Below are 24573 nucleotides of genomic sequence, written 5' to 3' on the forward strand. Positions count from 1 at the left end.
AGTTTGAGGTCCATAGGTTTTAGCTCTCGCCAAGGCATAGTCAGATCCTCGAAAACCGACCCTGCCAGTTAAAAACTGTTACCTATGTGAGTGAACTGATTTGTAACCCATGTGGGTGAGTCATACCCCGGGAGGCCTTTTGCTTCCTTTTGGGCCTTTCCAAAAGGGAGTCGCCGTAAGGGCGAAAAGGTGACTAAATGTCACCAAAGTGAATGGATATGCTCACAAAAAGCAGGACCTAAGGGCGAAGCGACGGGTACAGAAATGGGGGGCATATCCATTACATGCAGCGCCCCAGAATCACCCTTCCGCCCTTACGGCGGCTTACTTTTGGAAAAAAGGCCCAAAAGTAAGCAAAAGGCCTCCGCTCCTGCATCCGGCCCTACGCTTCGCTCCGGGTTCCTTCCCTCCGCACTGCTTCCGGGGGCCGCGCCATCCATGGCCCTCCACCCCCTACATCAGCGCTCCACTCAGCCTCCTGAAGTCGCGGCAGATCAAAAGCAGATCAAAAGCAACAGCCAGAGCCAGAGCCAGAGCCAGAGCCAGAGCCAGAGCCAGAGCCAGAGCCAGAGCCAGAGCCAGAGCCAGAGCACTCAGCATGGGGCTGAGAGATGTGTAGGTACCTATGCCTATCGCTGGCAAACCTCCAACAGGTCCAGCGATGCACGCGATCCCTGTGGGAGCTGGCTTGCCAGCGATGAGGCCATCAGCAACGACAAACAACCCTCAGTCGGTACTCAGCACCCCACGGCGCACCTGATCACGCTCGATCGACTCGAACAGCGCCTTGAAGTTGCCCTCGCCGAAACCATCGTCGCCCTTGCGCTGGATGAACTCGAAGAACACCGGGCCCATCAGGGTTTCCGAGAAGATCTGCAACAGCAGGCGCTTGTCGTCCGGGTTCGACGAGCCGTCCAGCAGGATGCCCCGAGATTGCAGCTCGGCAGTCGGTTCGCCATGGGCCGGCAGGCGGCCTTCAAGCATCTCGTAGTAGGTTTCCGGCGGCGCGGTCATGAAGCGCATGCCCATCTTCTTCAGGGCATCCCAGCTCTTGAGCAGGTCGTCGGTGAGGAAGGCCACGTGCTGGATGCCCTCGCCGTTGAACTGCATGAGGAACTCTTCGATCTGCCCGGCACCCTTGGACGATTCCTCGTTCAACGGGATGCGGATCATGCCGTCCGGCGCGGTCATGGCCTTGGAGGTCAGGCCGGTGTACTCGCCCTTGATGTCGAAGTAGCGGATCTCGCGGAAGTTGAACAGTTTCTCGTAGAAGCCCGCCCAGTAGGTCATGCGCCCGCGATACACGTTGTGGGTCAGGTGATCGATGATCTTCAGGCCGGCACCAGCCGGGTTGCGATCGACACCTTCGATCCAGTTGAAGTCGATGTCGTAGATCGAACTGCCTTCCTCGAAACGGTCGATCAGGTACAGCGGCGCACCACCGATGCCCTTGATCGCCGGCAGGCGCAGTTCCATCGGACCGGTCTCGATTTCCACCGGCTGCGCCCCCAGCTCCAGGGCCCGGGCATAGGCTTCATGGGCGTTGCGCACGCGGAAGGCCATGCCGCACACCGACGGGCCGTGCTCGGCGGCGAAATACGAGGCGACGCTCTTCGGCTCGTTGTTGAGGATCAGGTTGATCCCGCCCTGGCGGTACAGGTGGACGTTCTTGGAGCGGTGGGTCGCGACCTTGGTGAAGCCCATGATCTCGAAGATCGGCTCAAGGGTGCCGGGGGTCGGCGAGGCGAATTCGATGAATTCAAAGCCCATCAGGCCCATCGGGTTGTCAAAGAGATCTGCCATGTTCGTATGCCTCATCATCAAAACGGTTGAATAACGCGAGTTACTGTTCGGTCGATGCGAGTGAACGTGGTGGCGCGCAGGAAATGCCCCGGGTACTGCGAGCAAGGTAGTCACCAAGAATCAGTTTGAATCCATGACACTTCATAGAAGACCCATGTGCGGCGGGTTTGATTCCCCGAGAGCGGAGAACCTTATTGTTGTATTCGTAACGCGATTCTACAGGGCGTAATTCGATTTGTCGCGCACTGCTTTATCTACCCCGTAACACCTATCATAGGCGCCTTCATTTGCCCGCTATGCTGTCCGGACAGCTTCAGGATGGATCCGCCCATGCCCCTGCACAAAGCCCGTCGCCGTACGCGCCTGTCACGTCGTCTGTTGCCCTGGCTGGTGGGCCTGCTGCCGGTGCTTGGCGGACTCGCCATCATGCACTGGCAGGCCGAACGGGAACTCGAGGCCCGTGCGCAGAACAGCGCCCGCCAGGCCGTCCGGCATCTGGAGGGCGTGCTGGATAACGTCGCCGAAGCCGCACGCACCCTGCTGCCCCTGGCCGGCAGGCCCTGCCCCGAGGTGGACCTGGCCCTGCGCGAGCAGGTCACCCGGCGCTCCTTCGTGCGCTCCACCAACCTGACCCTGAACGACGAAATCTACTGCACATCGCTGTTCGGCGAGTTCCGCGAAAAGGTCGACCCCGCCGACTACACCGCTGGCAGCCTGTGGCTGATGGACGGCAACTCGGTGACGCCCGGGCATCCGCTGTTGGTGTATCGCTTGAGCGACGGCCCGCGAGGAGCGATCACCACCCTGGACGGCGACCACCTGACCAGCGCCCTGGAGCTGATCGCCCCGGATATCGACCTGCGCCTGCAGGTCGGCCGGCACTGGATCGACAAGCTCGGCCAGGTGCATGAGGGCGCGGTGCCGGGCTATCCGCTGGCCGCGCAGCGGGTGGATTCGCAACGCTACGCCTTTTCCCTCTACAGCGGCTTCGAAAACGGTCGGGCCTGGCGCCTGATGCGCAGCGAGTACCCGGCGCTGTTCGGCCTGCTGCTGTTTCTCGGCGCCAGTGCGGGCACCGTCTGCTACTGGCAACTACGCCGCGCCTCGTCGCCCCGGGCCGAGTTGCAGCGGGCGCTGGAGGCCGACGAGTTCGTGCCGTATTTCCAGCCGGTGGTGCGCCGTGGCGACTACCGCTGGTCCGGCGCCGAGGTGCTGATGCGCTGGCACCACCCGCGGGATGGCCTGGTGCGGCCGGACCTGTTCATCCCTTACGCCGAGCACAGCGGGCAGATCGTGGCGATGACCCGGCGCATGATGGCCAGGGTGGCCAGTGACCTGGCCCCCCACGCCCACCTGATCGAGGAGGGTTTCCACCTGGGAATCAACATCACCGCCGCCCATTGCCAGGACCCGAGCCTGTGCGACGACTGCCAGGCCCTGCTCGACGCCTTTCCCCCGGGCCGCCTGCAACTGGCCCTGGAACTCACCGAACGCACCCCGATCAAGCCCGGCCCGGTCACCGACCAGTTGTTCGAACGCCTGCACGCTATGGGCGTGCTGCTGGCGATCGACGACTTCGGCACCGGCCAGTCAAGCCTCAGCTACCTGCGCCATTTCAACATCGACTACCTGAAGATCGACCAGAGCTTCGTCGCCATGATCGGTGTCGATGCCCTGTCCCTGCATATCCTCGACAGCATCATCGAGCTGTCCGCCAAGCTTGGCCTGGGCATCGTCGCCGAAGGCGTGGAAACCCCGGAGCAGCGCGACTACCTGGCCCGCTTCGATGTCGACTACCAGCAGGGCTATCTGTTCGGCCGGCCGATGCCCCTGGCCGACTTCATCAAGGCCCTGGGCGAACAGCCGGGGGCTGCGGCGGTTGCCGAACCGGAGCCGGCCCTGAGATCATGAACGGTCAATCCTTCCCGCTTTACTGTTGTTCGAGGCCCCCTTGTCCAGAGGCATTGCTCTATCGGTGATGGCATCCTGCCTATTTGCCGTGATGTATTACTACACCTCCCTCCTCGCCCCACTCGATGGCGAGGAGATCTTCGGCTGGCGCATGCTCCTCACCCTGCCCTGCGCCACCCTGTTCATGATCGTCACCCGCGACTGGTCGCTGGTCACCGGGCTGATGCGCCGGGTCAGGCAGACGCCCGCGCTGTTCCTCGGCCTGTGCGCGACCTCGGCCCTGGTGGGCGTGCAGTTGTGGCTGTTTCTCTGGGCACCGCTGCAAGGGCGCAGCCTGGAAGTGTCGCTGGGGTATTTCCTGCTGCCACTGACCATGGTCATCACCGGGCGCCTGGTGTATGGCGAGCGCCTGTCGCGTCTGCAGAAGGTCGCTGTGGCCTGCGCGGCCACCGGGGTCGGCCACGAGCTGTACCAGCACGGCAGCTTCGCCTGGGAAGTGCTGGTGGTCGCCGGTGGCTATCCGGTGTATTTCGTCCTGCGCAAACGCCTGCGCACCGACCACCTGGGCGGCCTGTGGACCGACATGCTGCTGATGTCGCCGGCGGCCCTGTACTTCGTGGTCAACGGACCGCTCAACGCCAGTGACCTGGCCAGCCATCCACAGCTCTACGGGCTGATTCCGCTGCTGGGGGCGATCAGTGCACTGGCGTTGATCAGTTATGTGCTGGCAAGCCGGATGCTGGCGTTCAGCATGTTCGGCCTGCTCAGCTATGTGGAACCAGTGTTGCTGGTGATGGTGGCACTGATCCTGGGCGAGAGCATCGCCCCGGATCAGTGGCTGACCTACCTGCCGATCTGGCTGGCGGTCGTGGTGCTGGTCATCGAAGGCATCAGGCACCTGCTGCGGCAGCGTCGGCCGGCTGTGTAAGCCGGACCTGACGCACGCGGCGCTCTTCCACTTCGACCACGGTCAGCGACCAGCCATCCCAGGCGAGCTGGTCGCCGACCATCGGCAGGCGGTCCAGCAGGCTCATCACCAGCCCGGCGAGGGTCTGGTAGTCGTCGGTGGGCTTGGCCGCGAACCCGGTCTGCGCCTGGATCTGGCGCAGGTTCAGGGCGCCGCTGACCAGGTAGCCATCGCCATCGGCGACGATGCCCGGGCCTTCCACTTCGCTGGCGTCGGGCAGCTCGCCGGCAATCGACTCGAGAATGTCGGTCATGGTCAGGACACCGGTGAAATCACCGAACTCGTTGACCACGAAGGCAATGTGCGTCGATTCACTGCGCATCTGCTCCAGGGCGTTGAGGATGCTGAAACTCTCCAGCAGGTTCAACGGTGCGCGCATCAGTTGCTCCAGGTCCGGTTCGCCACCGGCCAGCAGTTCCTTGAGCAGTTCCTTCTTGTGTACGTAGCCCAGCGGCTCCTCGATACGACCGCCGCGGATCAGCGGCAGGCGTGAGTACGAGGAGTTCATCAGTGCCTCGCGGATCGCCTCCGGCGGCTGCGCCAGGTCGATGGCATCGACCTCGGCACGCACCGTCATCACCGTCCTGATCGGCCGTTCGGCCAGGTTCAGCACGCCGCTGATCATCACCCGCTCGCGGCGATCGAACAGCACCTGCTCCTCGCCATCGCCCACCAGGTCGGCGATTTCCTCACCCACCTCGTCGGCTTCCACCCGGCGCCCGCCCAGCAGGCGCAGCACGGCATGGGCGGTACGCTCACGCAGCGGCTTGTGCTGCTGCAGGCTGCGCTTGCGCCGGGCCCGGGCCAGCTGGTTGAAGGCTTCGATCAGCAACGAGAAGCCGATCGCCGCGTACAGGTAGCCTTTCGGAATATGGAAGCCCAGGCCTTCGGCGGTGAGGCTGAAGCCGATCATCATCAGGAAGCCCAGGCACAGCATGATCACGGTCGGGTGGGCGTTGACGAAGCGGGTCAGCGGCTTGCTCGCGACGATCATGATGCCGATGGAGAAGATCACCGCGATCATCATGATCGACAGGTGCTCGACCATGCCTACGGCGGTAATCACCGCGTCCAGGGAGAACACCGCATCCAGCACGACGATCTGCATCACGATCGGCCAGAACGCCGAATGGCGCACCGGGCCGCCGGCCTGCACCACATGGCCTTCGAGGCGCTCGTGCAGCTCCATGGTGGCCTTGAACAGCAGGAACACACCACCGAACAGCATGATCAGGTCGCGTCCGGAGAACGACTTGTCGAACACCTCGAACAGCGGCGCGGTGAGGGTCACCATCCACGAGATCGAGGCCAGCAGGCCGAGGCGCATGATCAAGGCCAGGGACAGGCCGATCACCCGCGCGCGGTCGCGCTGATGGGGCGGCAGCTTATCGGCAAGGATGGCGATGAAGACGAGGTTGTCGATGCCCAGGACCAGTTCCAGGACAATCAGCGTGGCCAGACCCAGCCACGCGGTGGGATCGGCTAGCCATTCCATGGATGGGCACTCATGCAGGACAGGTCACGGGGACGGGAAAACAAGACAGGCCATGAAGGCCTGGTACTGGGGGGCTCCGAGGAGAAGGAAGTCATATCAACCTGAGATCAATTTGGGATGTCGATCCTACAGTTGTAGCGGCGTTTTACTACACAGGGAAAGTATTTCAATGTGTAAGGCCAGACTTCTTTGTGGTCAGTGAGGGCCCTATCGCTGGCAAGCCAGCTCCCACAGTGTCCGCGGCGCTGCCGAACCCTGTGGGAGCTGGCTTGCCAGCGATGAGGCCCTCACCTACACAGCAGAATCAACGATTCCAGCTGTCCTCGCTGCTCTGCAAGGCATTGGCGATGGTCTGCACCTTGTCGTCCGCCAGTTCCTTCGGCAGCGGATCGGCGCCGGTGCTGACGAACACCTGGGAGTAGGCATTGCGCATTTCGGCGTAGGACAGGTCGCGCTTGAGCTGGGTCTGCAGGTTGTTCAGCTCGCCCTGGATCAGCTCCAGCTCACCAATGTTGTTGGTCTTGAAGCGATTGCGCAGTTGATCGGCGATCTGCCCGTCGAGATTGGCCATCTCTTCGCTAGTCTTGAACTGGCGGCTGGCTTCCTCGAAGTTGGCCCGCGCCACGTACAGCTGGGCCAGCACCGCCACCGACATCGCCTGGCGACGTGCATCGGCCACGTTCTCGCCGGCCTGGGCGACCTTGATCGCGGTCGGTGCGGAAATCACGTTGAACAGGTTCCAGGTGACCTTCAGGCCGTAGTCAGCCCAGCTCTGGTTGGTCAGGAAGGAGTTGCTGTCGTAGTGACCACCGGCCGAGAACTCCAGGCCCGGCAGCATGCGCAGCATGGCCTTGCGGGTTTCCGTGGCGCTGATCCGCGACTGGTAGTCCTGCTCGCGCAGTTCCGGACGGCTGGCCAGGGCCTGCTGCTCCAGCCTGGCGAAGTCGACATGCAGCTCCGGCACCGCGTAGTTGTTGTCCAGCGCCAGGGTGTACGGCTTGTCCATCGGCTGGTTGATCAGCGCGGCCAGCTCGGTCTTGGCCAGGGTCAGTGCACGGCGCTGCTCTTCCAGTTGGCGGGTGGCCTCGATCAGGGCGCGCTGGTAGCTCAGGGCCTGGACGGGGTCGCCGATGCGCTGGGCGCTCATCAGCTGGCTGTTGATGCGGGCCTGGTTGATGCGCCCCATCAGCGTGTCGATCTGGGTCAGCAGACGCTCCGCCGCCACGGCCCGCCAGTAGGCCGAACGCACGTCCTGGGTGATGGTGTGGATGACCTTGCGCTTGCGCTCCTGGAGGATATAGCGCTGGTCGGACTGCTGCTTGGCGCCCAGGTAGCTGACGCCGAAGTCCAGCACGTTCCAGACCATGGTCAGGTCGGCCACGTCGCGGTCACGGTCCTGGGAGGTCGAAGGCTCGAGGGACTGGGTACCGGTGCGGATACTCTGGCTGCTGGAAGCGCTGACGTTGTTGCGACCGGCATAGCCTGCGGACAGGGCCATGCGTGGCAGCATGTCGAACTGCGCCAGGTCCAGCTGGCGCTGGCCGAGGGCTTCTTCCATCACCTTCAGGCGCGCTTCGAGGTTGTACTTGACCGCACGAGCCATGGCCTGGTGCAGGGTCAGGGGCCCGCTGAGGGGCTCCTGGTCCTTGTAGATCTGCGCCATGTCGGCACGGGCACGCTCTTCGCTGGCACTGCGTTCGATCGGGTCGGTCTTGACGGCACAGCCGGTAATGGCCAATGCCAACAGACTGGCGGCAAACAGTTTGTGTTTGTTGTTCATCCTTGCGCCGCCCCCTGGTACGGCTCGATTCTCAAGAGTTGTGCTGTTTTTCATGCCCGTTGTCCGATCTCTGCCGGTTTTGCCAGGGCCTTGGCCAATTCGCGCACGTGGCGCTGGTCGGCTTCGTTGATTTGTTGCAGTTGCTGGCCGAAGGTCGGTACGCCGAACACCCCGCGCAGCCCCTGGTTGAGGTCGCTCTGTTTCCACTGGCTGCCACTGAACACGTTCATCTCGGTGACGCCCGGTACCTCGCGACCGAAGATGGTGGCGAAGGTGCTGCCGCCGAAGATCCCGCCATTGCCGCCGCCGAAGCCGAGGAAGCCCTGGCCGTCACCGCCACCCAGGCCGGTGTCGCTGCTGCCGAAGACCTGGGCGATGAAGCTCGGCGCACTGCCGGCCTGGCCGAGGAATATGGTGCCCAGCGGTTTCAGGTCGCCGCCCACGGTACGCACTTCGAACAGCGAGCCCGGGGCCAGCGGCGAGATACTTTCGTTGATGATGATGCCCGGTACCTGCGGCTGGATCACCGAAGGTTGCGGAGCATTCGAGGTGTCCGGCGGGTTGATGCGGTATTCCAGATCGCCGACGTCCTGGTTCGGGATTCCCTGGGCAGAACTGGCCAGGGACTGGGTCATCAGGTTGCCGACCGCGTCCTGGATGCCGCTGCCCGGCGCGTTGAGGTTCAGCGACAGGCTGCCCTGGCCGGTGATGTTGCTCACCACGATGCGATAGGTGCGTGCATCGATTTGCTGCACCGACTGCACCGTACCGGTGGCACTCTGGGTGCCGAGCAGCGAGAAGTCGCCGGTGTCGACCCCACTGACGGCTTCGTTGAAGGTCAGGGTGAAGCTCAGGCTGCGGTCGCTGGCCTGGTAGGCGCCCTCGGCGACGATGCTCAGTGGCACTGGCGGCGCGGTGTCGATGATCACGCCGGCATTGCTGGCCGGTGCATTCAGTTGCGGGGTCATGTCGTTGCCGGCCGCATCGCGCAGCGTGCCGCCGTTCACGTCGACGACGCTGGCCACACCGATGCCGCTGGCATTGTCGCCAGCCACCACGGTGTATTCGAAGGTCAGCATCGAGGTGCCGGTGCCGGAAACGTAGCTGGCGAAGCGGGTCACCCCGCCGATATCCAGGACCAGGCGCGGAACGCCGTTGCTGGTCACCACATTGACGTTCTCGCTGACCGCGACATCGAAGCGCAGCACGCTGCCTACCTGGTAGGTACCTGCCGCCGGCAGGGTCACGCCGGTGACATTCGGTACCACCGCATCCACCAGGATCTGACGGGTGTCGCCGACGTTCTTGAGCGTGGTATCGGCATTGTTGCGCACGCTGTCACGCAGGATGGCGCCATTGAGGTTGATCGAGGCCCCCAGGGCGATGCCGTCGCTGTCGATCTGGCCTTCGGCAACCGTCATGCGGAACAGCAGCGTACGGCTGCCGGTCTGGCTCACATAGGTAGCCAACGCGGTCTGGCCATTGCCCAGCTTGACTTCGATGGTTGGCCTGTTAGCGCTGACGACCATCTCGATGTTCTCGTCCATGGTCACGGTGAAGTCGAGGTTCTGCCCGGCCACGTAGGTGCCGGCGGCCGGTACGCTGACGCTGGCCACGGTCGGATCGACCCGGTCGACACGGTACTCCGAGGCGGTCGAGTAGCCACGCGCCGGGTTGCCGGCCACATCCTTGACGCCGTTTGCGGTGTCGATCGCCAGGCGCACGTTACCTTGGCCGGTCAGGCCACTGACGGTGACCAGCCAGGTCTTGCCGTCGACCGAGGTGATGCTCTCGATCGCGCCTTGCAGCGTACCGGTGAAGCTCAGGGTCAGGGCCTGGTCGACGCCGCTCACCTTCTCGCTGAAGAGCAGGGAATACACCACGCTGCTGGAAGCGGTCGGCGACGCGGTCAACTGGGTGAAGTTGACGAGGGTCGGGGCGGTGTTGTCGATAACGATACCGCTGGTATCCCCCACCCCGTTCACATCCAGCACCATGGCGTTGCCCGCCGCATCGCGGGCACTGGCGCCATTGAGGTCAAGGCGGGTGATCGCCAGGCCGGTGGCGTTCTCCCCTGGCTGCACGCTGTACTCGAAGACCATCTTGCCGTCGGCACCGCCGGACACATACATGGCGTAGCGCGGGATTCCAGCGACATCGAGCAGCAGGTACGGCGTACCGCCGCTGGTATCGAGCACCAGGTTCTCGCTGGTGTTGACCGTGAAGGTGAGCACCTCGCCAATGCGGTACTCGCCATTCGGCGGCAGGGTCACGGAGTCGATCACCGGCGCCACTGCATCGACGTTGATACCCGAGGTATCGCCGACGTTGTTCAGAGTCAGGTTGGCATCGTTGCCCGCGGCATCACGCAGCGTAGCGCCGTTCAGGTTGATCGAGGAACCGAGGGTAATCCCGTCGGTATCGAGCTGGCCCTGTTCGACGGTCAGGCGGAAGGTCAGGGTCCGGTTGCCGGTCTGGCTCTGAAGGAGCGCGAGAGCAGTCTGGCCATTGCCCAGGTTCACCAGGATGCTTGGCGACTGGCCATTGCTGGTCAGTTGTACGTCTTCATCCAGGGTCACGGAGAAGTCGAGGCTCTGTCCGGCAACGTAGGTGCCATTGGTCGGCACACTGACGCTGGTGATGCTCGGTGCGACGCGGTCGAAGTGGTAGATGACCGGGCCGACGGAGCCGGTGGTTGTGTTACCCGCAGCATCAACGACTCCACTGCCGCTCACGATGATACCCACGTGCCCTTGCCCGGTGATGCCACTCACCTTCACGGTCCAGGTCTTGCCGTCCAGGCTGGTGATGCTATCGATAGACACCGTGGTGTTGCCATTGACCGCGACAACGAAGAAACGGGGATCGACGACGCTGACCGTTTCCGAGAAGATCACGTCAAAGGTGGCCGACCCCAGGAGGTTGATGCTCGCCGGATCGCGCAAGTTGATGTTCTGGACCAAGGGCCGGGTGGTGTCGACCAGCACGCCCGGCAGGTTGCCGCTGCCCAGGGTCGGGTCGATGTCGTTGCCCGCCAGGTCGGTGAGTTGTTCGCCACGCAGGTCCAGGCTGCTGACGGCGATGCCGTTGGCATCGTTGTCGCCGGTCTGCACCACGTACTGGAACACCAGCGCGCCGCTGCCGCTGCCGGACACATAGGTGGCGTAGCGAGTGACACCACCGACATCCAGCACCAGGCGCGGTGCCAGGCTGCCAATCTGCAAGGCTTCGCTGGCATTGACGGTGAAGGTCAGCACGTCGCCGGCCTTGTAGCTGCCGTCAACCGGCGGAGTCACGCTGACCACGCTTGGCGCGATGCCGTCGACATTGACGCCCGTCGTGCTGGCCACGCTGTTCAGGGTGGTCACGGTAGCGTTGCCGGCCAGGTCGGTGATCGCCCCGCCGTTGGTGTCGATGCTGCTGCCCAGGGTGATGCCGTTGCTGTCCAGCTGGCCGCTGGCGACCACCATGCGGAACACCAGGGCGCTGCTGCCGCTGCCGGAGACGTATTCGGCATAGGCGGTACCGCCGGTATCCAGGGTCACGGCGATGCGTGGCACGCCGGTGGTGGTGTCGACCGTCATCGCTTCGTTGAAGTTGACGGTGAAGTCCAGGCCCTGGCCGGTGATGTAGGTGCCATTGGTGGGCGCGCTGACGCTGCCTACCACCGGCACCACGCCGTCGACCACAATATTGCTGCGCCCGCCGAGCGAGTCGGAACCGCCCACGGTCGGCAGGGTCAGGACTGCCAGGTCGTTGGTATTGTTGCTGATCACCGCGCCGTTCAGTTGCAGCGCCGCGGTGCTCTGGAAGTCCAGGTCGGCGCTGATATCGCCGGCCTGTACGGTGTACTTGAACACCAGGGTGTTGCTGCCGGTGCCGCTGACATAGACCGCATTGCGATCGACCAGGCCGGTCTCCAGCAGCAAGGTCGGCCTGCCGCTGCTCAGGTCGACGTTGACCACCTGGTCCCAGGTCATGCTGATCAGCACTTCGTCGCCGATCTTCACGGTGCGGTCCAGGCCTTGGGCCGAGACGTTGGTGACCTTCGGATTCACCGGAATCACGTTGATCGAGATGGTATCGACATCGGACTTGGCACCACCGGTACCGGAGTTGCCGTTGTCGTTGGTCTCGATGGTCACGCTGGCAGCGCCGAGGAAGTTGTTGGTCGGCCGGAAGGTCAGGCTCTGCAACGCCGCGTTGAGATTGGTGCGGTTGCCCTCGAAGATCATGACGACGTTGTTCAGGCCAGTGCCGCTGACCATGTTGATGCCGCTGAGGTTGCTCAGGGTGAGCGTGCCGTTGACGGCCGTCAGGGTCACGGTAATCAGGCCGTTGCCGGCGTCCACATCGCTGATCGAAATGGCGTTGCCGTTGGCGGTGTTGAAGCCAAGGGCAACGTTCTGCGAGGCGGTCTGCACACCCGGCACATTGTTGACCGGGGCATCGTTGACCGCGGTGACGTTGAGGGTCACGGTCTTGGTGTCGGTCTGCTCGCCGCCGCTGCCGCTGAAGCCGCCGTCGTTGATGTTGACCGTCAGGATCACGCTGGCGGTGGCGTCCTGGGCGGTCTTGAAGGTCAGGCCGTTGGCAGCGATGAAGAAGTTGATATCGGCCAGGCTGCCGGTCAGGGTCAGCAGGCCGGTGCCGGAACCGCCGACGGTGACGCCCAGGCCGGTGGTCGCGCTCAGGGTGCCGCTCGGTACCGAGAAGGTCGCGGTGACGGCGTTGATGCCGACATCGATGTCGGTGAAGCTGATGCCGGTGATCACGCTGGACACGTCTTCGGTCACGGTGATGGACGGCGGCACGGTGGCCACCGGCGCATCGTTCACCGCCTGGACCTGCAGGGTCATGGTGGTGGTGGCGTCGGACACGCTGGTGGTGTTGACGTTGATGGTCAGGGTCACATCACCGCTGGCATTGGCCGCCGGGGTGTAGACCAGGCGGTTGTTGGCGATGAACAGGTTGATGTTGGCCAGGGTGCCGCTCAGGGTCAGCGCGGTCGAGGTGCCGCCCACGGTCACGCCCCCGGCACCGGTGGCGCTCAGGGTACCGGTACCTCCGACGAGCGAGAAGGTCACGATGCCCAGGGTCGAGTCGACGTCGCTGAAGGTAATCGAGCTCAGCGCGGTCGGGATGTCCTCGTTGATCGACTGCGAAACCGGGGCGCTGATGGTCGGCGAATCGTTGACCGCGACGATGGTGACATCGCGGGTGACCGCGATGGAGGCCATGTTGCCACCGTCGGTGATCTGGAACTGAATGGTACGGCTGGTGGTGTTCGGGGTGTCCGAGGAGTTGCCGTAGGTCACCGCGCGCATTGCGGCCTGGAACTCCGCGGCGGTCGCCAGGTTGCCGGCGGACGTCAGGGTCAGGATGCCGGTGCCGGCGCTCCAGGTGCCGACGATATTGCCCATGCTCAGGCCGTCGTTGACGAAGGCCAGGCTGTCCTGGGAGCTGTAGTAGGTCAGCAGGCGCACGGTGGCGCTGAGCGGGTTCGGGCCGTCCGGGTCGGACACGGTCACCCCGGAGTCCACCGGGATACGGTTGGAAGGTGCGTTGTTGGCTTCGGTCCAGATGGCCGCAGTGCCGGTCAGGGTCACCACAGGGCGTTCGTTGACGGCGGTCACCACCACGGTGGCGGTGTCGAACTGGCTGGAATAGGCCGAAGTACCGCCGGAGGTGGTGGTATTGGTCTTGGTGCCCTGCAGGCCGAAGGTGGCGTTGGTCTGGTCCCAGGCCTTGTAGGTGATGGTCGCGGTTTCGCCGTGGATGCCGTCCGGCACGAAGCGCACCATGTTCTGCGCGGTGAGGATCAGCGCGGTAGTGACGGAAACGCTACCGATATCGCTCCAGGTGCTGCCGGCGTTGGTGCTGTACTGCCATTTGCCGTAGTCCGCGGTGAAGCCGGTGATCGCCATGCCCTTCAGCGCGCCGGTGTCGACGTCGGTCACACCGCCCAGCAGATCGCTGACCAGCGCGCCACCGTTGTTGATCGAGGTGTCGGTGAGGCCGCCCAGGGTCGGCGCTACGCCGATCATGACCGGTGCATCGTTGACCGAGGTGACTATCTGGTTGACCGCGCCGGTACCGATGGAGAACGCCGTGGTGCCGCCATTGTTGGTGGTATCGGCCGTGCTGCGGATGCCGTTGGCGGAGGCGGTGCCGGTGGTCTGGTCCCAGCCACGGAAGGTCAGGGTCGCGGTCTCGCCGTTGGCGGCGTCCGGGACGTAGCGAACATAGGTGGCGGAGGCGATCAACAGCCCGCTGGTGCTGGAGACGGCGCCGAAGTCGGTCCAGTTGCTGTTGTCGGTGGAATACTGCCAGGTGCCGTTGCCGGTCTTGGCGATGATCGCGACACCGCGCAGGGCGCCGGTATCGGCGTCGGTCATGGTGTGGCTGGCCAGTATGGCCGAGATCTGCACGCCAGTGGCCGTGCTGTCTTCGTTGATGGTGACGAAGTTGTAGGGCCCGCCGGAGAGGACCGGCGCATCGTTGATGCCGACCACGGTCACGGTGCTGAAGATACCCACGGCAGCAGTAGGCTGGCCACCGCCGGCAGTTCCGCCATTGTCGCTCACGGAGCTCAGGGTCACGACCCGGTTGGTCGTGATCGGGGTGTCGCTGTCGTTGCGGTAGGCGATGTTGTTGAGGATGGTCTGCGCCGTCGCCGTGGACAGGCCGGCGGCCTTGTCCAGGGTGACGGTGGCCGTGCCGCTGCTCACCGACACAGTGACGCTGATGCCATTGGCCGAGGTGGTCAGCGAGGTGCCCTGGACCAGGGTCACATCGGTGCCGTCGATGACCAGCTTCTCCGACGAGCCGTTGGCGATGCCGCTGACGGTGAAGACCATCTGCAGCACCGACTGCCCGGACTCGACGGTATTGATGGTCGCGCCGCTGAACAGTTGCACCGCCGAGGTGTTCTCGGTGTAGGTCGGGTTGGTCGCGGTGATGTTGACCACCGGCGCATCGTTGACCGCCACTACGGAAAGGCTGACCACCGACGTCGTGCTGCTGCCGCCGGCACCGTCATCCATGGCGATCGACACGCTGCGCGCGGTGGTCGACGGCTCGGTGCTGTTGGAGTTGCGGTACGCCAGGTTCTGCACCAGGGCGGAGACGGTAGTCGGGTTGGCGTTGTTGGTGAAGGTGATCACCAGCGGGTTGCCGTTGGTACCGCCGGTGAAGGTACCGACCACCAGGCCGTTGTAGATGACCGAGGCGCCGGTGACGAAAATCAGGTTGGCCCCGTTGCCCTGGTCGCGGATGAACAGCACGTCTTCGCCACTGGCAAGGCCCGAGGTGATCTGCACGGTCATCTTGCCGCCGGCGAAGTTGACCGAGTCGGCGTCGGTGACGACGGCGTTGCTGTTCTGGTCGATCAGGACGTACGCGGCATCTTCGGTGTAGCTGACAGAATCGCCGTTGAGGTTGCTGATCACCGGGGCCTGCACGACGGAGGTGGTAAAGTTCAGCGCAGTATTGTTGTAGATACCCTTGTAGACCTTGCCGTCGGTGTTGACGAAGGTCTTGCTGTCGATACGCACAGCATAGGCAGTGCCCTGGGCCAGGTCGCTCGGGTCGATGGTGAAGGTGGTGCCGCTGCCGGTCACCTGGGCGCTGGTGACGGGGATGGTCTGCACGACCTGCCCGTCAGAGGTGCGCACGATATAGATATTGCCGGTGCCCTTGGTCACGCTCTCGCTGAAGGTCAGCACGATATTGGCGGCAGGCGACACATTGAGGCTGTCGTCGGCCGGCGTGGCGCTGACCAGCCGCGGGGTGGTGCCGGACTGGTAGTACACGTAGGAACTGCCGGTCGCCGAGATGCCGATCACATCCAGGTCGCCATCACCATCGAAGTCGCCGGCGCGGAAGTTGCTGTTGCTGAAGTCGACCATGCTCAGGCCGGCGAACGGCGAACTGGCCCGCGCGACAGTGGTGAACGTACCGTCGCCATTGTTGGTGCCGTACATCCACTCGCTGCCGTTGGTGCCGTTCTGGTAGAACACGTCGGCATCGCCGTCACCGTCGAAATCGCCCCACAGGGTACGCCCGCCGTAAGGCGTGGTCGGGAAGTTGGTGGTCGAACCCAGGGTGAAGCTGCCCCCGTTGTTGACGTACAGCGTGCCCTTGGAGCCGTTGGCGACCCACATGATGTCGAGGTCGCCGTCGCCATCGAAATCCAGGACCCGGTAGTTGAACGAGCTGTAGCTGCCCAGGGTGAATGCGGCGAACGGCGACGCTGACTGGGCCACGTCGGTAAAGGTGCCGTCGCCGTTGTTCTTGGCGTAGCGCCAGCTGTTGCCGGAGTCGACGTTGCCGGGTTGATAAAGGATGTCGGCGGCGCCATCGCCATCGAAGTCGCCCACTACCAGGCGCACGTTGTACTGGGTGCCACCGAAGCTGGTCACGGTTTCACGGGCGAACACACCGTTGTTGTTGCGGTACAGGTACGCGGCGCCACCGGACTCCACACCGAGCAGGTCGATATCACCGTCCTTGTCGAAATCCGCAGCGTAGTAGTTGATGCCGTTGGTCACGGCATTGATCAGCGTCACGCCGGAAAACGGCGATTGCCCCTGCTCGACCACGGTGAAGGTGCCGTTGGCGTTGCCCGCAGCGAAGCGCCAGTTGGTTCCGTCACCGCCAATCTGATAGAGAATGTCGTCACGACCATCATTGTTGAAGTCGCCGATCACCATACGCGACAGCTGGCCACTACCCAGGACCGGCCCGGAAGCACTGAGATCGCCGCTGAAGGCGACGGACATGAGGGCCTCGTAGCCCTGCAGTTGCGCGCCCAGGGCGGTGGTCTCGATGGCGCCGCTGGTACGCTCCAGGGTCCAGTTGCCGCCCAGGTCCGCAGCACCGGTATCGTCGGCGGAGGCGGCGACATCGGCGCCGGTGATCTGCGCCAGTTGGTCGATGAACTCCTGGCCCCGCTCGGTCTCGCCGACACGGCAGCCGTAGAGCATCAGGTCGCCGTCGGCCTTGAGCGCGGCGCCGATGCTTTCCAGCTCTGCGCGGTGCTCGGCGAGGTTGGCGTTGGACAGCCACAGGTTGCCCATCTGCACGCTGCCATCGGCACCGTGGGACAGCAGGTGGATCGCATCCAGCCCTTCGCGGCCCTTGAGGTAATCGGCCATCTGCTGCAGGCCGTCCTTGTTCGGGTCGAGGATCACCACCTCGGCATTGCCCGACAGGCCCTGCAGCAACTCGCCGACATTGGCTACCTGGCCGTCGACGAACACCACTTCCTGGCGCTGGCTGTTCTGCGCGCTGCCGCTGGCGGCGCTGGTCGCGCTGGCGGCCGAAACAGCGGTCTTGTCTGCGGAGGTGCTGTCCTTGGCCGTGTCGCTGGCGACATCGGCCGCGGCGTCCTGGGCGACCACGCCAACGGACGCATCGAACATGATCCGCGGTTCAAGAGCCATCAACAGCGGGGCCTGTACGGCATCGGCCGGCTGCGGCTGCTGGCTGGACTTGCGCGAGAATCGCTCGATGAATTTCATGCTGCACCTCCTGGAGTGCCTTGGCACCGCCTGCTTGGGCGATGCACTCGAAAAAGTGGCGCTGCCCGTGGGGCAGCGCCGGTTGTAGCAATCAGCCGCGGGTCGGGTACTGACCCTGCATGGCGATGATGTAGTTGACCGCCACATACGGGTTGATCACCGACATCGGCACGCTCTGGCCGGAGACGGCGGCGTTGATGGTGCCGGTCAGCGTCGGGTTGTTGGACGCCAGCTTGATCTGGCTCTTGGTGGCATCCGGGGCGTGGAACAGGTTGATAGCGTTGCCGTTGCCATCGACCGGCAAGGCCAGGAAGCTACCCGCAACCGGTTCGGTGAGGTTGGCTTCAACGTTCAGCACGGTGGTCGGATCGACCTGCACCGCCAGGGTGGAAGCGATCGGGTGGCTGTGCGCAGCCATGTTCGAAACCAGCTGGGTGATGCTCGCAACCCCGCCGACCTGCCCCTGGACGTAGGTCGGGGCGCCGTTGGTGCTGGTGCCGTAGCCGACCGGAACCCGACCCTGGAGGTCCGGCAGCGCGAAGGTCGACTGGCCGTTGCCGCCGTACATGGTGCCAAGCAGCGAGAACAGCGCAGCGTTCTGGCTGACAGACATGATCTGCCCCATGCACTGCGCCCAGCCATAGGGGGCAAAGTTGAAACCCACCAACCTGATTTCGCCGAGATATTGATCAGACATCAGACACTTCCTTACGTTGACATGCGTTGGAAAAATCCTGGGAACGCGTGCTGTGAATCACCGCTTCCAGCACCTGCCGTCCATCGGGCTCGGGCCTGACCGGCGACATCAGCAACATCCAGGGCTGCTCGCGCCCCGGGCCGAAAAGATTGAACGTGGCCTGCGGCAGTCGCACCCCTTGGGGCAACGCGATCAGCAGGGAATAACAGTCGTAGTCGGGGGTCATCGGCAGCCCTTCACGGACTTGCAGCAAACTGACTTTCAACGCCCGCTCGGGCGTGATCTGCAGCAGGAATCCCTCGGGATCGGCCTGTTGCAGTTCCTCGCGGGTGGGGATGAGGAAAGCGGTGGATTCGCTCATGAAATCTTCCTGGAGAGGGCCTGCGGTTGACGGCGCATTTGCAGGTACACGCCGTTGTTGCCGCACACGACAAAGCCCATGCGCCCATAAAGGCGCTGCGCGGGGTTATAGGTCTCGACGAACAGATTCACGATCAGGCCCAGCTCATCGGCACGCCGAAGTTGTTCTTCGATCAATGCCGAACCGATTCCCCGCCCCTGGTATTCAGGCAGCAGGATGATGTCGACCAGGTTCATCGTGCTCGGGCCCCAGAACATGTAGATGCGTCCGATGGGCTGCCCCTCATGCTCGATGATCCAGAAATCGGCATCGTGATAGTGGGCCTGGTAATAAGTGTGCTGGGCGTGAAACTGCTGACTGAGGAAAGCGACGATCTGCTCGACGGGCCAGCCGCTATGCGACATCTCGAAGGCGCGCGAGCCGGCGTAGAGGCGCTCGATAAATGCCATATCATCTGAATGCAAGGCACGGAGTGTCACAGCGTACTTCGACATCAAAGCAAACTTCCCTGTAAGCGATACTTTGCGAGCTAATTATTTACGTGACGGGCGTCACACTTAGAAATATGGCCAATTGACAGCAGATTAACCCAACTGTCTTACAATCGCACTACTAAAATCCACTTTCTCGCACTCCAATTGCAGCCATACGTCGCCATGCGGCGGACAGCAGTGATTCGCTTTTTCCGTCCAGCACCACAAGGCCGCGCACGGGGTGTGAAACCTGTTGTGGCGCACTGTTTTCAAGCACGAATTGCGCACCGTATTGCGCCTGCAGCGGCTGCGCCCTCTTCTCTTCATCCCGGCGGGTGGCGATAGGGCCGTGATGATCGGAAATCAGCGCCTCCTGATCGATATAGGTCACGCCATTGGCATCCACGGCCTGCAGCGCTACAGGCAGGGAATCGCGCAATACGTCGTCGGCGACGAAATGCCCCGTGGTCCCAGGTGCAACCCGCCACAGATCGGCCTCGGCCAGATAACCGCGCAGACGCAGGCCACCTTCGGCGATCTGCGCCAAAGGCAGCTCGGTACCGACCCAGCGACCGGGTATCAGGTTATCGGCCAGGTCCCGGAGCGTCCCGGCATGCGGCGCACGCAGCACCAGACGCTCGCGCTGGGCCGCCAGGCCGCGGTATTCGGCCACGGCTTCGGCCAGGCGCTGCTCGAGGATGCCGCTGTCGGCGGCGGTTTCGCTACGCCCGGACTGGCGCCGCAGTTGCAGCTGGAGTATTTCGATTTCGCGCCGGCCGATCGCCATGCGCGCTTCGAGGTCGGGCGATTCCAGGGTTATCAACACCTGGTTGGCCTCGACCTGCTGACCATCCTTGACCAGCACTTCGCGAATGCGCGCTGCCGCCGGCGCATGCAAGGCACTGAAACGGGACGCTTCGAGCATCGCCGGCACTTCCACGCCACTGCGCCACGGCACGATCAGCAGGGCCAGCACCAGGGCGAGACCGGCACCGAGGAACAGCACCTTGCGCGGCTGGGCCTTGTCCCGGTGCTTCCACCAGTGCTGCCATTCACGCCAGATCGGCAGGCCGATGAACCACACCAGCTCGACCATCATCAGGAAGATGCCCAGCACCTTGAAGAACAGGTGGTAGACCGCCAGGGCGATGCCGAAGAACAACACTGCACGCCAGATCCACGAGGCGTAGCTCCAGGTCAGCAGGCGCCGGCGCATTTTTGGCGACCAGCGCTCGGGCATCGGCTCGCCGTAGCCGAAGAGTTTTTCCCGTAGGTGCCAACGCCCCAGGGCAAAGCCGCGGCCTTGCAGGTTGTCGACACCCCACAGGTCGCTGAGCAGGAAGTAGCCGTCGAAGCGCATCAGCGGATTGACGTTGATCGCCAGGGTGGTGATCCAGGTGGCACTGGCGAGCATGAACGCCGCCGTGCGCCCTGCCCCGTCCGGCAGCAGCGACCAGGCCAGCAGGGCAATACAGGCGAGGATCAGCTCGGCAAGCACGCCGCCGGCACCGATCAGCAGGCGGGTACGCCGGTCCTGCACGCGCCAGACATCGCTGACATCGGTATAGAGCATCGGCAACAGGACCATGAACGCCACGCCCATGCTCGGTACCCGGCAACCGGCGCGTTTGGCCATGTAGGCATGGCCGAATTCATGGCAGAGCTTGGCGAAGCCCAGGGCGATGGCGAAGGCCGCCATGCCGCCGAGGCTCAGCAGGTGCGGGAAGGTCGAGAGGAAACGCTCCCAGTCGCGCATGACCAGGAACAGGCCGAGCAGCAGCACGGTCGGCAGGCCGTAGCGCAGCAGGTTGCGACCATTGCGCTCCAGCCAGGGCCAGGTGCGGTTGAGGAAGGCATCCGGGCGCCACAGGGGAATGCGGAAAAACAGGTATTTGTGCAGGACCTGGGTCCAGATCCCCTGGCGCTGGGCTGCGGCCTTGGTGGCATAGCTGGCGCGCTGCTCTTCGTCCACGGCGCTGACCAGGTCATGGCCGCGCAGGAAGCGCAGCAACTCTTCCACTGCCGCACCGGCCAGCGGGGCACCCGGCTCGGCATTGGCGGCGTTCAGCACCTTCTGCGGATCGCCCAGCGCCCAATGGCGCAGCAGGCGCATGGCCGGCGCGCCGAGCTTGAAATAGCGTCCGCGCAACGGATCGGCGAGGGTCCAGCTGGGCGAACCGTCGAGCCCCGGCGCACCCGCCGAGAGCTGCAGGTCCGGACGCAGCGCCGGCAGCATCACAGGCCCACCGCCTGGCGCAGGGCCGCCAGCGGCCGGCGCAACAGGTACAAGGCCAGCGGCGCACGGTCCCCGAAGACCTTGGCAGTCCCGCGCAGGCCGATACGCGGCGGTGCATTCTCGAAGCGGGCGTCGAGCCGATAGGCGAGCTGCCCGGCCGGGGTGCTCTGCGCCTGGTAGGCGGCGCGTTCGAGCACGGCGTTGTGCCGGTTCAGCGGATCACTGTCGAGGAACAGCGCGACTTCGGCGCCCTTCTCCAGGCCGATGGCATCGGCCACCGGCAGTTCGATGCGCAGCTCGGCCTGGGCCGGGTCGGCAATCTCCATAAGGCGCTCGCCGGTGCGCATCGGCTTGCCGATATAGCGCTGGGCGTCGGCGAACACGGCAATACCGTCACGCTCGGCGCGGACTTCGCTGCGCGCCAGCAGATCGCGGGCGTAATCACGCTCGGCACGCTTCTGCTCGACCCGGGCCGCCAGCAGATCGAGCCGGGCACTGGAATCGGCATCGGAAAACGCGCGCTGGGTGTTGGCCTTGAACTCCGCCTCGGCTACCCCGAGGGTACGCTCGGCGACATCGGCCTGGGCCTTGAGGGTGGTGGCGTCGAAACGCACCAGCACCTCGCCGGCCTTGACGGGCTGGTTGGGCTTGACCAGGAATTCGGCGACCACGCCATCCAGCGGCGCGGCAACGATCTGCCCGTTACGCGGCGCCACTTCGGCGGGTGCCAGCACCGACTGGCGCACCGGCACCAGCAACGCCAGCAACAGCGCGGCGGCCAGGGCCCAGCGGGTCCGCGCCGGCCAGCGCAGGCGCCACGGTTTGCCGGGTTGCAGGGCAAGCCAGGCGTGGCTGTAGCAATCACCCAGCTGAGCCAGCAGCACTTGCTCGGCTTCGTTCCAGGGGTTGTCGCGGGCCAGCCAGAGGCCGCCGAACACCTCGCCCTGGCGATCCTTCAACGGCAACCAGAAAGCATGGGGAGCGGACAGCGCCTGCCAGTCATCACGGCTGGCCTGGTCCAGGTCCTGGGGCGGCACGGCGCCCGGCAGGGCGAAGCGTTCGCCGGCCGCCAGACGCTTGGCCACCCGTTCGATAAACACAACGAACGGCGCGTTGGGTTCCACCGAACTGATCCCGGTCAGCGCACGGACCTTGCCGGTGATCAACAGCGCGCCATGGCGATAGCCGAACAGCGGCTGGCTGTCGTTGACCATGCTGAAGGCCAGTTCCTCCACCGAAGGCGCAGACCGGGCCTGGCGCTCCAGCTTCAGGTAATGGGCCAGCAGCTGCTCGAGGGCGCCGGGGACGGGAGCGTTCATTTGCTCTCCGCGAAGTGCGCAGTACCGCTCATGCCAGAAAGCAGGCCCGGGGTATTGGCCGGGACACTGGCAATCAGCAGCAGGGTCTGGCTGCCTTCGTCGATACGCGCACCGAGGCGCTTGATCACCGCATCGATCGGCTTGCCGGTTTCATCGGGGACGAAGCTGAAGGTCTGTTCCGGCTTGAGCTTGCCCAGCCAGCTCGACGGCACCAGCAGATGGATTTCCAGGGAACGGTTATCGACGATTTCCAGCAGCGGCGCACCGCTGGCCACGCTTTCGTGGGCCTGGACCCGGCGCTGCACCACCTGGCCGTCGTAAGGCGCCTTGATCTGGCAGCGCTGCACCTGCACCTGGTAGACCTGGGCTTCGGCCTGGGCCTGGGCCTGGCGCGCTTCGGCCAGGGACACTTCGAACTTGCCCACCGAGTTCAACGCGGCCAGTTGCTGCTTGTTGCGCAGCTCTTCACGGGCCGCGCGCACGGCGGCGGCGGAGGCATTGGCCTGGGCCTGGTAGGCGCTGCAGTCGAAGCGCACCAGCACATCGCCCTTGCTGAACGACTGCCCTTCGGTAAAGGGCATGTCGGTGACCCGGCCGGGCAGTTCGCTGGCCAGCACGGCCTGGGACCGGGCGCGCAATACACCGCGCACTTCGCTGCCGCCGCTGGAGGTGGCGCCATCGAGCAACGGATCGCTGCTCTCGGTCGCGGCCTGTGCAACACCAGTCATCAAGGCCAACGCCGCCCACCACACTGCCTGCTTCATCGCACTACGTCCCTGTCAAAGGTCTGGATTCGTTTCAATCGGGGTATCGGCTGCTCTTCACAGAACGTGATAGCCGTTTATCACAGGGCGGTAACTTTTTAGTCATCACACCAAGTAAAGGGGACCTGAGTCGGAACCCGGGGAACTGAGACGGACGTCACAAATTCCACGGTCGACGAGGTGGCTCGATGCTATCAACGTTTCGCAGCCACCGGAAGCGTCCCGCTCATCGGATTTGTGAAGATTGGCTGACCTGGCTGTCTATTGACGGGCACACCAGACGACCACAGTCACCTTCACTGGAGATTCCGTCATGAACAACGATCGCAAGCACCCGGTGGTCACCCGCCGCGAATGGCTCGGCGCCCGCCGCCAGTTGCTGCTGCACGAGAAGGCCTTCACCCATCAGCGCGACGCACTCAGCGCCGCCCGCCGCGCCCTGCCCTGGGTCAAGGTGGAAGAGGACTACCGCTTCGAAGGCGCGGACGGCGCCCTGGGCCTTGACGATCTGTTCGCCGAGCGCAGCCAGTTGCTGGTCTATCACTTCATGTTTGCCGAGGGCTGGGAGGAAGGCTGCCCGGGCTGTTCGTTCCTGGCCGACCACTTTGACGGGGCGAACCTGCACCTGGCCCATCACGACGTATCACTGGTGGCGGTGTCGCGCGCGCCTTATGCCGAGTTCCAGGCGTTTCGCCGGCGCATGGGCTGGAAATTCGCCTGGGTTTCGTCTCATGGCAGCAGCTTCAACCGGGACTTCGGGGTCACGCCGTCAGGGGAAGGGGCGGAATACAATTATGAGCCCTACAGCGGCAACGAGACCGAGTTGCCGGGGCTCAGTGTGTTCTACCGGGATGCCAGCGGGGCTGTGTTCCATACCTATTCGAGCTATGCCCGGGGGCTGGATATTCTCGTTGGGACTTACAACTTCCTTGACCTGATGCCCAAGGGGCGGAATGAGGAAGGGACCATGGATTGGGTGCGGCATCATGATCGGTATGATGAAGGTAGCCAGAAGCAAGAGTGCTGCCATTAGGACTTTGTGCTGTTGCTGAGGGCCTCATCGCTGGCAAGCCAGCTCCCACAGGGACCGCGTGCACCGCGAACCCTGTGGGAGCTGGCTTGCCAGCGATGAGGCCCTTGAAGACGACATCAATGAATCTGCTTTAATACGCACCTTTTCTGCCAAGGCCCCACCCGCCCATGCCCGCCACTCCCCTGCACATTCTGGTCATCGGCCAAACCC

At 64.1% G+C, this 24573-nt stretch carries 12 protein-coding genes and 2 pseudogenes; 3 read left to right on the top strand and 11 right to left on the bottom strand.

Annotated features, from left to right (window positions below; genetic code table 11):
• Positions 1–726 precede the first annotated feature (726 nt).
• Positions 727–1803: a 4-hydroxyphenylpyruvate dioxygenase gene (gene hppD, locus PSEMO_RS25285; RefSeq protein ID WP_075805693.1), complete on the bottom strand. Its 1077-nt coding sequence runs from the start codon at positions 1801–1803 to the stop codon at positions 727–729.
• Positions 1804–2133: 330 nt separating this feature from the next.
• On the opposite strand from hppD, the gene PSEMO_RS25290 reads away from it, so the two are divergent.
• Both PSEMO_RS25290 and rarD read left to right on the top strand, forming a co-directional pair.
• Positions 2134–3714, top strand: coding sequence for an EAL domain-containing protein (locus PSEMO_RS25290; protein WP_075805694.1), 1581 nt, complete (start codon positions 2134–2136; stop codon positions 3712–3714).
• 40 nt (positions 3715–3754) lie between these two features.
• Complete coding sequence (gene rarD / locus PSEMO_RS25295) at positions 3755–4642, top strand: EamA family transporter RarD (RefSeq protein WP_075805704.1); 888 nt, start codon at positions 3755–3757, stop codon at positions 4640–4642.
• Here rarD and PSEMO_RS25300 read toward each other — a convergent pair.
• From PSEMO_RS25300 to PSEMO_RS25340, 10 genes and pseudogenes are all read right to left on the bottom strand, one after another.
• Entirely contained in the window at positions 4605–6176 is a 1572-nt protein-coding gene (locus tag PSEMO_RS25300; protein WP_075805695.1) for a TerC family protein, read from the bottom strand. The genes rarD and PSEMO_RS25300 overlap by 38 nt on opposite strands.
• A 304-nt stretch (positions 6177–6480) precedes the next feature.
• A complete protein-coding gene (locus tag PSEMO_RS25305; protein ID WP_075805696.1) occupies positions 6481–7956 on the bottom strand; it encodes a TolC family protein in 1476 nt (491 codons plus the stop codon).
• A 50-nt stretch (positions 7957–8006) separates the two neighbouring features.
• Positions 8007–17480 carry a DUF4347 domain-containing protein gene (locus tag PSEMO_RS25310; RefSeq protein ID WP_075805697.1) on the bottom strand — a complete coding sequence of 3158 codons (9474 nt, stop codon included), beginning with the start codon at positions 17478–17480 and terminating at the stop codon, positions 8007–8009.
• A gap of 91 nt (positions 17481–17571) precedes the next feature.
• Positions 17572–18177, bottom strand: a complete 606-nt coding sequence (locus PSEMO_RS25315) for a phage tail protein (protein WP_075805698.1) — start codon at positions 18175–18177, stop codon at positions 17572–17574.
• Positions 18170–18538 carry a DUF6916 family protein gene (locus PSEMO_RS25320; RefSeq protein WP_075805699.1) on the bottom strand — a complete coding sequence of 123 codons (369 nt, stop codon included), beginning with the start codon at positions 18536–18538 and terminating at the stop codon, positions 18170–18172. Before PSEMO_RS25320 ends, PSEMO_RS25315 begins: the two co-directional genes overlap by 8 nt.
• On the bottom strand, positions 18535–19032 hold the full coding sequence (locus PSEMO_RS25325; protein WP_075805700.1) for a GNAT family N-acetyltransferase: 498 nt from the start codon (positions 19030–19032) through the stop codon (positions 18535–18537). Before PSEMO_RS25325 ends, PSEMO_RS25320 begins: the two co-directional genes overlap by 4 nt.
• Positions 19033–19150: 118 nt before the next feature.
• Entirely contained in the window at positions 19151–21250 is a 2100-nt protein-coding gene (locus PSEMO_RS25330) for a site-2 protease family protein (RefSeq protein WP_178392058.1), read from the bottom strand.
• Positions 21247–22251 (bottom strand): annotated as a pseudogene (locus PSEMO_RS25335) (efflux RND transporter periplasmic adaptor subunit); the annotation flags it as partial. The gene PSEMO_RS25330 and the pseudogene PSEMO_RS25335, both read right to left, overlap by 4 nt.
• 83 nt (positions 22252–22334) lie before the next feature.
• Positions 22335–22566: pseudogene (locus tag PSEMO_RS34410) on the bottom strand (HlyD family secretion protein); the annotation flags it as partial.
• On the bottom strand, positions 22563–23330 hold the full coding sequence (locus tag PSEMO_RS25340) for an efflux RND transporter periplasmic adaptor subunit (protein WP_086937267.1): 768 nt from the start codon (positions 23328–23330) through the stop codon (positions 22563–22565). The gene PSEMO_RS25340 and the pseudogene PSEMO_RS34410, both read right to left, overlap by 4 nt.
• A gap of 313 nt (positions 23331–23643) precedes the next feature.
• On the opposite strand from PSEMO_RS25340, the gene PSEMO_RS25345 reads away from it, so the two are divergent.
• Positions 23644–24363, top strand: a complete 720-nt coding sequence (locus tag PSEMO_RS25345) for a DUF899 domain-containing protein (RefSeq protein ID WP_075805703.1) — start codon at positions 23644–23646, stop codon at positions 24361–24363.
• Positions 24364–24573 lie beyond the last annotated feature (210 nt).

It is taken from the genome of Pseudomonas putida (assembly GCF_001941965.1).
Lineage (GTDB): Bacteria > Pseudomonadota > Gammaproteobacteria > Pseudomonadales > Pseudomonadaceae > Aquipseudomonas > Aquipseudomonas putida_L.